General features: G+C 43.9%; 9 protein-coding genes. 5 read left to right on the top strand and 4 right to left on the bottom strand.

Translation table 11 applies throughout. The features are described from left to right. Positions 1–13 precede the first annotated feature (13 nt). The 4 genes from AC1DUD_RS13765 to AC1DUD_RS13750 form a co-directional block, all read right to left on the bottom strand. Positions 14–1,096, bottom strand: coding sequence for a SusE domain-containing protein (locus AC1DUD_RS13765; protein ID WP_477375250.1), 1,083 nt, complete (start codon positions 1,094–1,096; stop codon positions 14–16). A gap of 13 nt (positions 1,097–1,109) precedes the next feature. Continuing rightward, entirely contained in the window at positions 1,110–2,597 is a 1,488-nt protein-coding gene (locus tag AC1DUD_RS13760) for a RagB/SusD family nutrient uptake outer membrane protein (RefSeq protein WP_477375249.1), read from the bottom strand. A 21-nt stretch (positions 2,598–2,618) separates the two neighbouring features. Next, the gene (locus AC1DUD_RS13755; RefSeq protein WP_477375248.1) at positions 2,619–5,573 is read right to left on the bottom strand and encodes a SusC/RagA family TonB-linked outer membrane protein; all 2,955 of its coding nucleotides are present in this window, start codon (positions 5,571–5,573) and stop codon (positions 2,619–2,621) included. Positions 5,574–6,194: 621 nt separating this feature from the next. After that, positions 6,195–7,889: a DUF6377 domain-containing protein gene (locus AC1DUD_RS13750; RefSeq protein ID WP_477375247.1), complete on the bottom strand. Its 1,695-nt coding sequence runs from the start codon at positions 7,887–7,889 to the stop codon at positions 6,195–6,197. A gap of 405 nt (positions 7,890–8,294) precedes the next feature. Here AC1DUD_RS13750 and AC1DUD_RS13745 point away from each other — a divergent pair, with 405 nt between their 5' ends. From AC1DUD_RS13745 to AC1DUD_RS13725, 5 genes are all read left to right on the top strand, one after another. After that, on the top strand, positions 8,295–9,362 hold the full coding sequence (locus AC1DUD_RS13745; protein WP_477375246.1) for an FAD:protein FMN transferase: 1,068 nt from the start codon (positions 8,295–8,297) through the stop codon (positions 9,360–9,362). 5 nt (positions 9,363–9,367) lie between these two features. After that, a complete protein-coding gene (locus AC1DUD_RS13740) occupies positions 9,368–10,573 on the top strand; it encodes a Gfo/Idh/MocA family protein (RefSeq protein WP_477375245.1) in 1,206 nt (401 codons plus the stop codon). A 924-nt stretch (positions 10,574–11,497) separates the two neighbouring features. Continuing rightward, entirely contained in the window at positions 11,498–14,506 is a 3,009-nt protein-coding gene (locus AC1DUD_RS13735; RefSeq protein ID WP_477375244.1) for a SusC/RagA family TonB-linked outer membrane protein, read from the top strand. Positions 14,507–14,540: 34 nt separating this feature from the next. Continuing rightward, the gene (locus tag AC1DUD_RS13730; RefSeq protein ID WP_477375243.1) at positions 14,541–16,049 is read left to right on the top strand and encodes a RagB/SusD family nutrient uptake outer membrane protein; all 1,509 of its coding nucleotides are present in this window, start codon (positions 14,541–14,543) and stop codon (positions 16,047–16,049) included. An 11-nt stretch (positions 16,050–16,060) separates the two neighbouring features. Beyond that, a complete protein-coding gene (locus AC1DUD_RS13725; protein ID WP_477375242.1) occupies positions 16,061–17,170 on the top strand; it encodes a fasciclin domain-containing protein in 1,110 nt (369 codons plus the stop codon). Positions 17,171–17,197: the final 27 nt, after the last annotated feature.

Below are 17,197 nucleotides of genomic sequence, written 5' to 3'. Positions count from 1 at the left end.
TGCCTTACCATGATTAGTTTTTATGTAAAGTGTACTTGTAATTATTAGGATCGTGCAGATCGAGCGTGATGGTATAATTGCCACTCGATGGCACGCTCAGGTTATCCAAATTACCATTGTAGCCATACACCGGGCTATCGGCATAGGTTAGCTTCCCGGTATCTTTGGTGATACCGAAATCGATATTCCAGGCATTGTTAGCCCTGAACTTGAATGAACCTGATGATAACATGTCGCAGGTTAATGTCCAAACCTGTTTGCTTGCATCATAGGTCATTTGGGTGTCGGTACTCCAGCCTCCCGGCGAAGCATCCCCCAAAATACTCCAGGTGGTTTTGGTATATGTCCAGGTGAGGTTATTGGTATTGGCCGATAGTTCGTAATAGCCAGCTTCCGGCAATACCAAATCGCCTGCTAAACCATCTGTTGAGAGTTTGCCATCGCCGGCATAACCATAGTTTATATGGTTCCAGTCTTTATCACTTGTAAATTTGAAGTGATAAGTGCCGCCTGCCGGGAAGTACACATATCCCTCATAAATTTTGTTGGATTGCAGTGCCACGATTGAAGGCGCGGTACCTGGCGACCAGCCCTGGTAATCGCCCGGAACATATAATGCCGGGAAACCGGTAAATATCTGGTAAGGGCTTATGGTTACAGCAAGGCCTTTAGTGTAAGCATTCCTGTCCTGTGTAGCCTGGATCCTGAATACCAGTTTTCCTGTTGTATTAGCCTCGATACCCATAGAGATGGCCAGTGTGTTCAGATCCGAACCTTTGTATGATTTAGAAAGGACATCATCGCCCACAACTATGTTTTTGGCATTCGCCCAGGCAGTGGTGCCCACGGTATCAGCCGGGATATCGACCTGTAAAGTATAGGTTACCGAAGCCTTGATGGGGTAAACAACCGCCGGCCATGAAAAGGTAATTACCGAAGCATCATCAGTAGCGGCCGAAAGCGCCACAGTACCGGTTGATGCCTTGATGGATGAATCAAAACCTACAGGTTGGAGTACGGTTAATTTGGCATCCTTTTTACAGGCAAATGCCATGCAGGATACCAGTATTATGCTGAAATTGATTAATTTTTTCATAATGTGATAGGATTTAGTAGCCTGGATTTTGTTTTAAGCCGGGATTTGCATTAAGCGCACTGGTAGGTATCGGGAACAGTTTCCTGAAATCGCCTACGGCAGGTACAAAACCATGAGCCAGGGTAAACTTGTTAAACCTGATCATATCCTGCCTGCGGTGGCCTTCCCAGTTCAGTTCAAAACCACGCTCGTCATAAACATTATCAAGCGTAGGACTGGCCGATAAGGCACTTAAACCTGCGCGTACCCTCAACTGGTCAATAAATGGTTTGGCTGCTACTACATTTCCTAAACGCACATTACATTCGGCCTGCATTAACAGGATATCGGCATAACGGTAGATCGGGAAATCGTTTGATTCGCCGCTGCCATCGGCCGGTTTAACCGGGAAGAATTTGATATCGCGGATCCCTTCATTGGGGCCTGCGCCGGGATTATCCAGCGAAGTCACATCAGCAGTATAAGTAACACCACCCGCCTGCGAACCAACTAAAAATTGTTTCCTGCGGATATCATTTGCATCAAACTTATCATAATACTCTTTAGGGACGATGGTACCATTCCATCCGGCGAAACCAATCAAAGCCACACCATTAGCGCTGTTCAAACTCCTGATAGTGTATATATTGCGCGAAACAATATTTTCGGTAACATAGATAGCCAGGATGGTTTCATCATCGGGCAGTTTATCGCCAAAAAGCTCATAATATTGATAACCTACGGGGCTTGCAGCGTTTGCTGCACCTGGGTGCAGCGAATAACCACCAGAAGCTACTTTGTTACAGGCAGCAAGGCATTCGTTCCATTTTGGGGTGCCTGTGTATACTTCGGCATTTAGGTAAACTTTAGCCAATAAAGTGTAGCCTGCCCATTTGTTGAAACGGCCATAATAAACGCCGCCCTTGGTTTCAGATAGCTTGTCAACGTTTTCGGTCAATTCCTTTACGATGAAATCATAAACATCCTTACGTTTTGCCTGTGGGATTTTATCAACCGTTACATTGTTATCGGTGTAAAAGGGCACATCACCAAAATCATCTATCAGCAAATAGTAAAACCAGGCGCGCAATACTTTAGCCTCTGCAATTTTTGATTCATCGGCCTTAGCCTGTGTTAACTGGTCGATAGCGAGGTTGGCTGTATAAACCGATTTGTAAAGCCAGCTCCAGGTGTTGCCGATGATTAAATCGCTTGGCAACCATTGGCGCTGGTAAAGGCGCGCAAAATCAAGCTGCCAGTCGCCGGTGTTGCGATGCGGGATCACCTGCTCGTCCGACGAAAAGGAGTTCAAATCGTACCAGCCATTATCGGCACCTGCATAGCCAACACCATTCCAGTTACCACCCACCTGCGAGTAAACGCCGGCAAGTGCCACATCAGCGCCTTTGGCCGAGCCATAAAACTGATCGGCAGGGTATTTATCGTATACATTTTCATTAACCTTGGTGCAGCTTGCAGCACCCAGGCCAATAATTAAAATGCTTGTTAATATCTTTTTCATGTCTTCTCTTTCCTCAAATAATTATTTCAACACTACATTTAAACCAAGGGAAAAGGTGCGTGTGCGCGGGTAAATACCATAATCGCCACCTGAGCCATTACCACCACTTACATTAAGCTCGGGGTCGATACCTGTGTATTTGGTGATAACCAGCAGGTTGGTACCGGTAAGCGATACGCGCAATGAGCTGATGTATTTGATATGGGCTGTGTTGATCCGGTAACCGAACGAAAGGTTTTCCCATCGAAGGAACGAGCCGCTCTCCAGCCACTGATCCGAGCCATATTGTGAGGTATATAAACCCAATGGCACGGCGCTTTGAAGTACATTTGCTTTACCTAAATTTTCGAAATAGCTTAATTGTGAGCGGATCTGATTATAGATCTTATTACCGCCCGAACCACGCCAAACCATGGAGGCATCAAAGTTTTTATAGCTGAAGCTTGGGGTAAAGGCATAGGTGTATTTTGGGGTAGCCTGGCCTTCGTAAACCCTGTCGGCACTCTGGTTGCCCTGGTCAATAACGCCATCTTTATTTTGGTCAACCACGGTTTCAGCATTGGAAGCATCTTTGCCCGCATGTTTCAGGATATAAAAGGTGCCGATGGGTTTACCTTTAATGAGGTAGGAGTTTGATCCCCAGCTAACATAATCCGTATTCAATGGAACGCCGTTTATTGAACCACTCAGGTTAAGCACTTTATTTTTGAGCAGCGAGCCATTACCGGCGAGTATTAACGATGTGTTTTTGGTTTTGATAACCTGGTAACTCAGCGTTAACTCTAAACCGCGGTTAAGCAAACTGCCTACGTTGGCGGCTATGCTTGGGTAGGGGTACGGTGGCTGAGGCACAGTATAGTTGAACAACAGGTTATCGGTTGTAGCGGTGTAAGCATCGATAGAGCCGTTTAAACGGTCGTTAAGTGTAGTGAAATCAATACCGATATTGGTTTGCTTGCGGGTTTCCCATTTCAGATCAGGGTTGGCATTCTGGCTGATCACAAAGTTGGTGATCTGCTGACCGCCGAAGTAGGTAACACCGGCATAACCCACCAGTTGCAAAGAATTTTGCGGGGCCAGGCCTTGCTGATTACCGGTAATACCCCAACCACCACGGAGTTTCAGGTTACTGAACACGTGCTGATCTTTCAGGAAGGACTCTTCGGTCAATCTCCAGGCAACTGATGCCGAAGGGAAATTACCCCATTTATTATTCACCCCAAAAACCGATGATCCGTCACGCCTGTAGCTGGCGGTAAACAAGTATTTGTTTTGGAAGGAATAGTTTACACGGCCTAAGTACGAAACCAGCTTCCTGTCGTTTTTGTAAGATGACATGTCACCGGGGGTAACTTTGCTCAAATCACCCAGTTGCAGTGCGTTGTAGGTTGCAATATCATTGATGAAACCTTTAGCCTGTGCAAAATTGCCGTTATAGGTTTGCCCCTGCCACTCATACACCGCGATAGCATCAAGGTGATGTGCGCCAAAATCTTTTTTGTAGTTCAGGCTGATATCCATCAGGCGCTCATCCTGGTGGTAATTGCTGATATTGGCGATCCCCTGGTTATCAATAGCGGTAGCCACGGTAGATTCGGCAGGTAAGTAATAACCTGTATTGCCGTCAACCTTACGCCAGCTGCCAAACCAACCGGCGGTTAAGCCTTTGGTTAGTTCAAGATCAGCCCGCAAACTGCCAAACAGGTTGTTGTTTTTAACATTGTTAACAATTGTTTGAGCTACTGCATACGGGTTAATGTATTGGAATACATTTGGATCGGTATAGTAAGTACCGTCGGTATTGTAAACCGGGTCAGTTGGGCGGGTTACATAAATATTGCTGAACAGGTTGGATGTAAACGCCGCGCGGCCAATACTCGGCGGACTGTAATTGGCATTATCAATACCGCTGTTCAGGTTCATGGTAAGCGTAAGCTTATCATCAAGCGCCTTTTGGGTAGCCTGGATGCGACCTATATAGTTCTTGTAGTTCGACTTGATCACGATACCATTTTGCAAAATAGCACTGATAGAAGCCCTGTAATTAAACCCATTGGCACCGCCACCGAAAGACAGCGTATGATTTTGTGTAACGCCATTACGGGTAAGCAGGTTATACCAATCGGTATTGGAACCATGATTGGCAGATGCCGGTACGCCGTAAAGCTGGGCCTGCTGCCACCATTGGTCGGCATTAAGCGTTTGTAGCTTTTTGGAGATCACATCGAGCGAAGAGTTTTCATTATACTCTACCGTGCTGGTGCCGTTTTTATTCTTTTTAGTGGTGATGATGATAACACCCGGCGCACCGCGTGAGCCGTAGATAGCCGTAGCAGATGCATCTTTCAAAACATCTACCGATTCAATTTCGGAAGGGGGAACTTGTTTCAACAGGTCCATATTACCCTGGATCCCGTCAACCACCACCAGCGGATCATTACCGCCGATAAGTGAGGTGATACCACGGATCCGCACGCTTGGTGCAGTACCGGGCTCACTGCCGGTTTGGGTAACATTTACGCCGGCAGCCTTACCCGTTAGCTGCTGCAAAGGGTTGGTAATTGGGCCTGGATTAAGGTCTTTAGCGCCAAGGTTGGTAACAGCGCCTGTTAAATCCGTTTTACGTACCGATCCATAACCAATCACCACCACATCGGCCAGCGATTTTGAGTTAGGTGCCAGCTTAACCGTTAATGGCTGGTTAGCATTGATAACTTTTTCAACGGTTTCGTAACCAACAAAAGTGATGGTAACAGTTACCGATTGCACGCCGTTTTGCTGAATGGAAAATACACCGTTGTTGTCGGTAACAGTTGATGTATTAGTTCCCTTGATGCGGATTGTAGCGCCCGGTAGCGGGCCGTTCAACTCGTCAACAACCTTACCGGTAAATGGACTTTTTTGTGCGAAGGCTGTGATTACGGAGATTAAAAACAGCATGGTTAAGCCATACTTAAATAAGTAAACTTTGTTCATATAATTGGGTTTAATTGGTTTGTTTAAAACCACCGGCTGGGTGCCGATTGCTTTCATCAAAGTAAAAGCGCTTTAAACCCAAAAACAACGAATATGAAAGGCGATATTAAAAATACGGAGAGATTGATTGTTGTAAGTGGTTGGTAATAAATTATTTATGTCGGATTGCAAGCGGGGGATATATAGATTTTTATGGATGGGAATATTGATAAGAAAAAGGATAATTACCTCTCCATCTCGTCATTGCGAGGCACGAAGCAATCCCCGATTAGCAAATCTGCCCTGTATAGTTGGGGATTGCTTCGTGCCTCGCAATGACGTACTGGTAGAACAGGGCGCGTTAATTCCACTGAGGCTGACTTGTGATTCCGCAAGCCCAAGTTACCCAACCCTCTTTTGCCATCCCGCAAAACTTGAGCTAAAGAAATGATATGACTTTAGTAATACTTGGCGTCGGAGAAAATTCCAGCCTGTGGTCGGTGTTTTCACCGCACCACTTTCAGGGTATGGTGTTGTCGTTTCAATTAGTGTAACTTCTTTTAATCTTGTGGTACGGTGAAAACACCGACCACAGGCTGCGCTCGCAATGACATATTTTTTTAATGACAAATGGGAATAACCCTACGCCAGATCCGGCACTTCTTTCACTGCTTTGATCAGCATGATCCGGTCTTCAAATTCATCATTGGGTACAAATGATTTGTTCTTGACCTTGGTTTTGTAGGTATAGATAGTATTGACCGAATAATTTAAAATCTTACCGATGCTTTCATTGTCATGAATGCCTAAACGGATCAGGGCAAAAATGCGGAGCTCGCTGTTCAGCAATTGTCCTTCGTTTAGATGCACCTGGAGGGCTTCATCAAACAGAGCATTAAAATCCTGCACAAAACCGGGAAAGATATTCAGGAACACCTTATCAAAACTGTGCGATAGGTTTTCCCTCTCCGAACCCGGGTTAAGGCGGTTCAGGGTCATCAGCACTTCTTCATAGCGCTTCTCCTTTACCTTTTTCTCAATAGAACGCTTAAGCCGGTCGATCTTTTCGATATAATCGGAGTGGATATTAAAGAAATAGCCGATATATTCATCCTTGATCATGTTGGCCTCATCCAGTTTAACGTTGAACTGCGAAAGCTTACGGTTGGCGTTATCCAGATGGTTATTTGCTTTTATCAATGAGGTGTTAGCTTCGTTTAGGTCGTTGTTTTTATTAATGATGACCTGATCGGCAATACGGAGCTTTTTGAGCTGCTTGGATACGATGAACGCAAATATGATCACGATAACAACCAGCAATGTAATAATAGAGGCATAGATCATCAACGAGCGCTTTTGCTTTTCGATGCCGTTGATTTGCTCACTTTCAATGATGGGCATAATGATGCTGATCTGCGCTTCGCGGTGCCTTGCCCCGTAAAAAACGGCATCATCAATAGCCTTATTAATGTAATTGTAAGCTGTTTCTATATCATTATTCTTGATCCTGTCGGCAAGATTGGTCAGCGCGACGGACTCCTTGGTTGAATGGGTATTATCAATAATGGCCGATTTGATGAGCAGTGGTAAACTCAGGTCATCCTGGCTAAGGGCATGGTAGACAAAGCTTAAACAGCTATAATTAATAGCGCTATCCTGGTAAGTTTGCTCAAACCGCAAAAGCTTTTGATAAGGTTCAACGGCAGCTTTGTAATTATGAGTGCGCAAAGCCTTTAACCCGAATGCCGAAAGGTATTCGTACGAGTCGGGTTTATTTTGATGCATGATCGAATCGCAATACAGTAAACCTGCTTTACTGTATTGATCATAATAATCACCTATCCGGTCAAAATCAGCCAGGTCAAAATAACTGCGAACTTGTAAAAACAGGTACTCATACCGCTGCTTATCAGTCAGAAATTTGATATTTACTTTGCCCAGCGTATCAAGTCCTTCTTTAAACATGCCGGCTGATACCAGCACAAAACCCATATTGACACGGGCGTAGTTTATCTTGTTCTGATCCTTAAGCTGGTAGGCGCAGGCATTCAGCTTTTTACAATAAACGTAAGCCGAATCATGGATGAATGATTTATAAGCGTTGAACAGCCGCTGGCAATTATTATACCTGTCGTTAAGTGACGAATAGTTTTGCTGAAGATCGGCTTTGAGTTTTTTGATCTCCTCCTGCTTTTGCGCATCATACTTTGCTCGGTTTTCGAGCACCTGTTTAAGTACTTTTTGAAGGCTGTCCACATTATCAGATGCCAAAGCCTGTGTTGCCGGTAAAAGCAGGCAAAACATAATAATGCATATGATATGGTTTCGGATACTCAAAGTTTAATTATTGGAATTGGGCCTAAGTACCAAAGTTAATCAAATCCGGCTTAGTTATAAAGATATCCAACGCAAATCAAATTTTCAGCAGCGTTTCGACAGATAAATACGCAGGAGATAGCTCCATGGCAGACGGGGGAAACCTAAAGTATGCTTTCAGGAAGTGTTTAGAGTTGATGGTACGCCTTATCGTATCAAAAAATTTACCGATAAAAAGCAATAAGTTTTGAATAAAACGGCTTTTAAGAATGTTGAAAAACTGAAATTTCAATACCTTAGAAGCTGTTTACATTTGATTTGGATGCAGGGGCATAATCCGGCTCTGCATTCAAATATTTGCATCTATCTTAATATAGCATCTATATAAACCACGCTGCACGTTGTATAATGCTGGCGCTAATTTAAATGAGAAACAACTTAAAAGAAGCGGTAACAATTAACAAACGGAAACTATCCCGATGGCTGTTTTTATCCTTTTTGTTTTCGCTGGCATTAACCGGGATCAATTCAACCATGATCAGGCCGCGCGCTGACTTGAGGAAATTCATCATAAACGGTTATTCACAGGGCACCACCTACCAGGTAACCTATTATGCCGCGGATAGCATTGTTAGCCAGAAACAAACCGACAGTTTGCTGGCCAGCCTGGACAGGTCGGTGTCATTGTATCTGCCAACATCACTCATATGTCAATTTAACAGATCTGCCAGCGGGATAGCAATTGATGAACCGTTTTTGATGCTTGTAAAAAAAGCGATGGAGGTTAACCGCAACACCAACGGATGCGTGGATATAACCGTAAAACCCCTGGTTGATGCCTGGGGCTTTGGTGTTAAGAAGCCCGATAGCTTTCCTGATGCGGCCCGCGTGAAAAGTATCTTGAAAAATGTTGGCCCCGATAAGATCTGGCTGCAAGGCCATTTTCTGCATAAAAAATATCCGCAGGTACAAATAGATCTTAATGGCATAGCCCAGGGTTACGCCGCAGACCTGCTTGGTAATTTGCTGGAGAGCCGGCGCATCTACAACTACATGACCGAGATCGGCGGCGAGTTGCGTATCCGCGGCCATAAACCGAATGGAGATCCTTTTAAAGTAGGTATCGAGGCTGTTGACGGAAATGATATTATGCCGTCACCCTTGCGCAAAACAATTACGCCGGGCGATGGCGCTGTTACCACATCGGGCAATTACCGTAAACACCTTGAAGCCGGGGGTAAGCAGATCTCGCATATCATGGATCCCAAAACAGGTTATCCCATTCAAAACGAAATGATAAGCGTTACCGTTTGGGCTAAAGATGCTATAACGGCCGATGGCTATGATAATGGCTTTATGACCATGGGGTTAAAGCAAACCCTATTGTTTTTAGCCCGGAGGACCGACATGGGGGCTTACATCATCTATAAAAAAGCAGACGGCGCTATTGCCGACACCGTTACCAATGGATTTAAAGGGTATCACCCCAATTAATAAAGATGGAAAGAAGGAATTTTGTAAAAAGCGCCGGATTACTGGCGGGAGGAGCGTTACTTACCAATTTAGATGCGTTTGCAGCTAAAGCCGAGGCTGGCGTAATAAAGATAGGCGTAGTAGGATGTGGCGACAGGGGCAAAGGCATTATGCAGTTGCTCAATCAGCTGCCTGATAAATTTAAGATCACCGCTGTTTGCGATGTGCTGGACTTTCGTTTAACCGAAGCCCGGAGTTTAAGTAAAGGCGACCCCTACCGGTCATACGCTGATCACCGGCAGTTACTGGATGATAAAAATATAGATGCGGTGGTAGTTGCTGTGCCTCTTAACATGCATTATGCCGTAGCCATTGACGTGCTGAAAGCCGGTAAACACCTGTACCTGGAAAAAACCATGACCTATAGCATTCCGCAGGCATTAGAACTGGTTAAGCTGGCAAAGGACCGCCCCCGCCAGGTGGTACAAATAGGACATCAGTACCGGTACTCGCCACTGTATTACCGGGTGAAAGAGATGATAGCAAAAGGGTACCTGGGCGATATCAGCCAGATAGACTGCCGTTGGGACCGCAATGGCAACTGGCGCCGGCCTGTACCTGATCCATCATTGGAGCGCCAGATCAACTGGCGGATGTATAAAGAATATTCGGGCGGCCTGGTTGCCGAGCTGCTCTCTCATCAGATTGATTTTATCAACTGGGCTTTTGATACCCATCCGCAGGAAGTATTTGCCACCGGGGGTATCGACGTTTTTAATGATGGGCGTGAAACTTTTGATAACGTGCAGGTGCTGTTGCGGTATGAAGGCAAACACAGCATGGTTGGTAACTTTGGCGCAACCTGCGGTAACGCGCACGATGGTTACCTGTTTAAGATAAAAGGAACACTGGGTACAGTATCGCTGCTTACAGATGAAGGAATATTTTATCCGGAGAAGAAATTATTAAACAATAAGGAACTGGTTGATGGTGTTACCGGGGCCACCCGTATAGTATGGAACAAGGAAGGCGGCACCTCTATTTTACCGGAACGTACCAAAGACGGTACCTGGTATGCTTTTAATGAGTTTTATAAAAGCGTACAAACCCAAAGTTTGCCCGACAGCAACGTGTTTACAGGAGCGCGAACCGCCATCAGCGTACACATGGCGAACGCGGCGCTTTATGGCAAAAAACCAATGCTTTGGACGGACGATTATAACGTAGGATAGCTTCCTGGCTATACATCACATGCTAATGATACCACCTGAAGCATTCCGTTGTAAATTGGGAATGCTTCAGTGAAACTGCCTAACCTTATACCTAATACCGCCGTCGCGAGTTTTGAGGACTTAATCCATGCCTGTCCCCGATACTTCTTTATCGTAAAGATTGCTACTTTATCCATGACAGGAATGGCAACCTCGGACTTGTTTCAACTAAAAATGTAATTTTTACATTTTATGACAGATTTTAATTGATCGGAGCATTATTTTATCATTCCGTTAGAGTTTGATCGTACGCGGTTGATAATATATTGTTAAAAAAGTGCATTGTTTGATCGGTTTTTTTGACATTTTTTCAATTACTATCGATTGTTGTTGTTTGAAATAATAAAAGTTTATTATTTTTCTGATATTACTTGGTAAAACGTTTTTGTTAATTATATTTGTTAAAACCAGTTATAAAAATACGTTACTACTTAATCGTTTAAGCTACCTGACCTACTTGCTTCGAGATTTATGTAATTAAATATATTAACCAATATCACTAACATGAAAAACCTGATTTACCTGTACCTCATCTTTCAGAAACCTATCATCTGATAAGGCTGCGCCATTAAAAATCTCCGGCTGAGATTTTAGGCATCAAGACTTTTATTAATTAACCTAATCACCAAAAGTGAAAAGAACACTTGGGTATGCTCATTTTTGATGGCAAACCCGGGGGTGTATAACTATGCGCCGCTGTCAAGAATATTCCTGCAGATTATTTTTGGCTTCCTGTTCTTTTCGCTTGAAAATCAGCACTATGAAAAGAGAATTACATTCCACTTAATGTAACGGCATATGCTATCTGCATAACTCATTTGCAGGGATAGCAGCATATCGCCCGTCAAATCAAATTTATTTCACAAACTAAAAGATCCATTCATTATGCGATACTTATGGCTGTGCTTTGTGGTTTTCGCAGCAATAACCACAAATGCACTTACAGGCTTAGCTAAGGGGAATGAGGGTAAAAAAAGCAAAGTAAAACGTCCTGTTTTTTATAGGCCTCATATCCCTCGGGATACAACGGCAAAAGATTCATTATTAAAAGACAGTATAAATATTATTATCAGGCGTACCCTTTATAATAAACTGGCAGATAGTGTTACTAAAAAGCCTTACGATCTATCCAGGTTCCCTGCTGTTTCCCTACAGCAACTTTTAAAAGGGCAATTTGCGGGACTTTATGTACAGGAGCCGTCGGGCGAGCCTGGCTCCATGCAAAATATGTTTATAAGAGGGGTACCCATGCCGCTTCTTTCTCCACGGGATGTTTACCAATCACAGCCCCTGGTTGTGTTGGATGGTATTCCACTTGTGACAGAACATCCGTTTGCATATGATATACAGTTATATGACTATAACAGAATGGGAACAGCTACTAACCCGTTTGCTGGTATCGACATGAATAATATTGCCTCGGTTGAGGTATTAAAAGACCTGTCGGCTACAGCGGTTTACGGGCCGCGTGCAGTTAATGGTGTTATCGTTTTAACCTCTAAAACTCCGGTGGCCGCCAAAAGTGTCACTTTTGATTCATATATAGGTTTGGCGCAGCGCCCACATATAACTACAATAAACGGCAAGTATGAAAACGCTTTCAGACAGCGTTTTTACGACCTTTATACAACCAATGGCAGATACTCTGATGATGAGAACTATCCCATTTACCTGAGCGACTCATTAAATAATGTTTACAGCGGAAAATCAGACTGGAGCGATCTTTACTATCGCAACGCGGTAGTTTACGGCATAAACTTTGGTATTTCCGGCGGAACAGATCGTGCAAACTTCCGTTTCTCCCTGGGTGATCTGAAAAATAATGGCATTGCTGATGGAACTGTGCTAAACCGATATAGCGCCATGTTCAATATCAACATGAAACCGCTTAAATGGCTGCTTTTTTCGGCGATGGTAAATGCCAACCGGCTTGACCGCCAACGAAACAAATATCTCCGCGACAGATTTGCGCAGATCAATTACTTCCCTGATCTCAGTGCCCCATTGCCGCCCAACAAAGAGTTTTATGCCGATTACCTGGCGCAGTATAAAAAAGGGTTTGATAATAATAAAACCAATATTGTTGATGGTTACGCCAAAATAGGCCTCGATTTTGGGAAATTTAAATTCGTGACCACCTTTAATTTAGATTATAACGAAGGCTATCGCGACGTGTTTTATGCGCGTACGCTTTTACAGGGCAATAGCTATGCTTCCAATTACTTTGGTTTTAGCCAAAGGATAATGGCAGATAACAGGGCAACTTATGACCTGACAATAAATAAGGTAAACGATTTTCATTTTGAACTGGGCCAATCAACACAATGGGATATTTATAAGTATAGCAACGCCTATGCATACAAAGGGGTGAATGACTATATTAAGATTGACCTTCTGGACTCAAACCCTAAAAACCCGGACGGGTCTGATAACCCCAATTACCTCAATCCTACCGCCTTTCCGCGCGAATTAACTTTCCGTTTTCTGGATAAGATCAAGCATAACCTGGTTTCGTTTTATGCAAAGACCGATTATTCATTCAAAGAAAAATACTTCCTGTCCGCAACGGTGCGCGCCGACGGGTCATCAAATGCCCAGCCTACCAGCCGCTGGTTTTATTCGCCGGTAGTATCTGCAGCCTGGAACATCAAGAAAGAGCTGTTAAATAATAGCACTATCATAAACGATCTTATCTTACGGGCAAGCGCAGGTAGGTTAGGTCGCCTTAACTCGTTTGATAATTACGCGCAGGGCCCTCAATATATCGCGTCGGTAGGTTATACCGGAAACTTAACAGTACCTGGCTATAACGCGTTTGGCGTACTTACCAGACCTTATTCAACCGGGTGGGTGGGTTATGGCATTCCATGGTCGTACTCTAATCAACTCAATATAGGCACAGATGCTGGCTTTCTTAATAACCGCCTGCATCTTTCGGTTGATTGGTACCTGAAACAGGAAAAGAATTTGCTGATAGGGATCCCTGCTTTTGCCGAGTATGGCTATAAACAGTCGATCGAGAGCGGTATGGCCGTAAATAATACAGGTATAGATGTATCTGTATCAGCCAATATCATTCAGCACACAAAATTCGGATGGACATCTTCCCTAAATCTAAATCATAATGCCAATAAGCTAAAAGCATTGCCAAGGGGCTTAAATCAAATCATTGTTGATAACAGGCTTTTAAAGGTAGGCAACCCGGTTGATCAGTATTGGCTATTGATAAACGATGGCATTTATAAATCAGAAAGCGAAGTACCTGTTGTGAATGGGCAGCCGCTTAAGTACAATGGTATCGCCCTGCATGCCGGCGATCCGAAATGGCGCGATATCAACGGCGACAATGTAGTTGATAATAATGATAAGGTATTAAAGGGACATTCGTTACCGAAAATTTCGGGCGGATATGACAATAATTTCAGGTATGGCAATTGGAATTTAAGTGTCAACCTCTATTTCAACCTGGGGCGCGACCTGATACACCAGGAAATGGCCAACCGATTTGATTTTATTAACCGCGAAGGTAACAGCGATGTAAATTCTGTTAAGGAGATCACATTCTGGGAAAAACGAGGGGACTATAACAAATACCCGCTTTATAACCCATGGAGCACTGTTATTCCGTATCGAGTTGATCAGGACCTTTTTCTTGAAAATGCTTCATTCCTGAAATTAAGAACGGTTTCCATTGGGTATGACCTCACCAAAGCCATGCGCTTAAAGAAAATCAAACTGACCAGGTTTTATGTATATGCCACAGCAAATAATGTGTTTACCATAACACCTTACACCGGTCAGGATCCTGAATTGGTAAACTACGATGGTTATGATACAGGCTATGGCCTGCCTATACCAAGAACATATACCCTGGGTGTAAAAATGGAATTATGATATGAAAAACGATCACAAAAATCATGTTGTAAAAATGAAAAAGACATTATGTATCGTCCTGATCCTGTTTACTGCTGCAATCACAAGCTGTAATAAAACACTTGATATTGATTCAACAAGGGTTGTGGGCGAAAAAAATATGTGGAATAAACTTGAAGACGCCCGTGCAGGCTTATTAGGAGTTTATGCGCTTACCCGTGCCGCTTTATCTGACAACGATAGTTACTGGCTTTACGGCGATGTACGCACGGGCGAATTTGTTAGTCCTAACCGGCAGGATCTGAAAGCAATTTCAAGTAATCAGCTCAACGCGTCATACCCAACTGTTGATGCCTTGAGCGACTGGACAAGATTTTACGCCATAGTTAATGCCGCAAATATTTTTCTTGAACGTATTGGCGATGTAAAAGCTGCTGATAAACGCTATACAGAAAACTATATGATAGTTGATGTTGCCCAGGTTCGTTTTTTGAGGGCCTTTACCTATTTCTATATGGTAAGGATCTGGGGGGATGTTCCCTTCATCACGACATCACACGATGGTAAGTTTGAAAATCAGCCCCGCGAGAGCAGCGGCAAAATATTAGTATGGGCCCAGCAGGAAATGCTTAAGGCAGCTGCCGATCTGCCATTTATTTATAGCGCCAACGATGTACAGCAGCCTGGCAATTATTATAATGAAGATGCTACCCGCTGGGGTGGGGCTTTAGCTACAAAAAACTCGGCTTACGCGGTGTTGGCCCATTTGGCCGCCTGGCAGGGCAACTATACCGATGTAGCTACTTACGCTAAGTTTGTAGAAGATAACTATGGCAAAAGCGGTATCAATTTTCAAAGTACCGAAGACCTTACCAAATCAAACGGGTTCTTTTTCAATAAAAATAACAGCCAGATGTTCGGTTTCAATTCCGACTGGGGACATATTGACGGATCTGTAACCGGCCACCTGGAAGAGTTAACCCTGGCCGAACCCGTGGTGAATAAAAAAGTTCCGGATATCTACATGCCTAAGGATACTATCCTTAAAATATTTGATATGCCTAAAGATGAACGCTTTAGTATTGATACGCTTGGCCAGCCCCGTACCGAAAGATACTTTACCAATATCAATGGCAAGTACCCGATTTTCAGCAAAATAAAGGTGATACAGGGAGGCGTTTCAGATCCAACATTCCGATACTTTACCAGCGCCCTGGTTTTTACAAGGATAGAGGATATCGTATTACTCCGGGCTGAGGCATTAGCTGTTTTGGGAGATGTGAACGGTGCTATAAACGAAGTATTTAATATAATGACCCGCCGGGGGATAACAGACCTCACGATTGACGCCAACCAGGATATTATTGATGTAATATTTAAGGAGCGCCACCGCGAACTTATGGGCGAGGGTCAACGGTGGTATGATCTGGTACGATATAATAAGATCAAGCAAAACAACCCGGCATTCATCAAACTCATCAATTCACAGGGGATCTACTGGCCGGTATCACGTAAGCTTATCACACAGAATAACCTGTTAACTCAAAACCCATTTTGGAAATAAACTGATCATATATGAAAAAATTAATAAAATATATGAGTGCTTTAGCGCCGGTGTTGATTGCAGCCCTGTTGCAAACCGCCTGTAAAAAGGATGGCGGTTATCATGACGCAACAGGCACAAACTCAAAATTTGCCGGTAATACCTATGAGTATTTGAAAAGCAAACCCGGCGTATATGATTCATTGCTTGCTGTAATAAACAGGATGGGCCTGCAACAAACGCTCATGGATAGTAACGTTACCCTTTTTGCGGTTACAAATCCAAGCTTTCAGCTGGCAATTAATAACCTGAATACATTAAGAAGGCAAAGCGACAAGGATCCGCTGTTTTTGGCAAAGGTTGATGGTGTACAGCTTGATACTATGGTTTCATACTATATTATCAGGGGTAAACGTACTACCGATTCCCTGCTGCTGCAGGATGGGCTTGATCTCTCCGGCGTACGTTTTGGATATCCTATGCACGGCAAGGTTTCTAAAATATCAGCCTCCGGCCTTACCGGTGGCGGCCCTGATGTTATTGAATTTAGCAATACCAAACGCAGCAAGTTCGTCAGAAACTGGTCAACCACTACAACTGGTTCTAATAATATCAGTACCAAAAATGGTATTGTTCATGTGGTAAGCCCCGATCACATTTTCGGGTTTGATGAATTTGTATCGCGCTTAACTTTTGTTCCGCCGCCGCCAAACCTCATGACCCTGATAGGTGGTAAGCTTACCGTTTTAAGAGATAATAATGGTGGTCCGGATAATGGCGAAGGCTCTAAAAAAGTAATTGATGGCGATGACCATACCAAATTCCTGGCTGATCTTCAGGGACGGCTATGGATGCAGTTTGAACTGAATGAGCCTGCAGTATCAGGGGTTTACACGCTTACATCTGCCAATGATGCCCCGGAACGTGACCCCAGGGCCTGGACTTACGAAGGCTCAAATGACGGCAAAATATGGACCGAGTTAGACCGCAGGAGCAACTTCTTTTTCGAGGAACGATACCAGACAAAAGTTTTTAGATGCCCGAATACCACAGCCTACAAATTTTACAGGGTAGATATCACCGAGCTGCGCGACGGAGGCCTTTTCCAACTGGCCGAATGGACTATCAATAAAGTAAAGTAAGGTATGGAAGATCAAAATATTAATGCG

It is taken from the genome of Mucilaginibacter sp. P4_A11, assembly GCF_056402535.1.
This window is presented reverse-complemented; position numbering and strand designations above follow the sequence as displayed.

Coding starts and splice junctions, on each gene's coding strand:
- AC1DUD_RS13765 (WP_477375250.1), bottom strand. CDS start 1,096: ATGAAAAAATTAATCAATTTCAGCATAATACTGGTATCCTGCATGGCA.
- AC1DUD_RS13760 (WP_477375249.1), bottom strand. CDS start 2,597: ATGAAAAAGATATTAACAAGCATTTTAATTATTGGCCTGGGTGCTGCA.
- AC1DUD_RS13755 (WP_477375248.1), bottom strand. CDS start 5,573: ATGAACAAAGTTTACTTATTTAAGTATGGCTTAACCATGCTGTTTTTA.
- AC1DUD_RS13745 (WP_477375246.1), top strand. CDS start 8,295: ATGAGAAACAACTTAAAAGAAGCGGTAACAATTAACAAACGGAAACTA.
- AC1DUD_RS13740 (WP_477375245.1), top strand. CDS start 9,368: ATGGAAAGAAGGAATTTTGTAAAAAGCGCCGGATTACTGGCGGGAGGA.
- AC1DUD_RS13735 (WP_477375244.1), top strand. CDS start 11,498: ATGCGATACTTATGGCTGTGCTTTGTGGTTTTCGCAGCAATAACCACA.
- AC1DUD_RS13730 (WP_477375243.1), top strand. CDS start 14,541: ATGAAAAAGACATTATGTATCGTCCTGATCCTGTTTACTGCTGCAATC.
- AC1DUD_RS13725 (WP_477375242.1), top strand. CDS start 16,061: ATGAAAAAATTAATAAAATATATGAGTGCTTTAGCGCCGGTGTTGATT.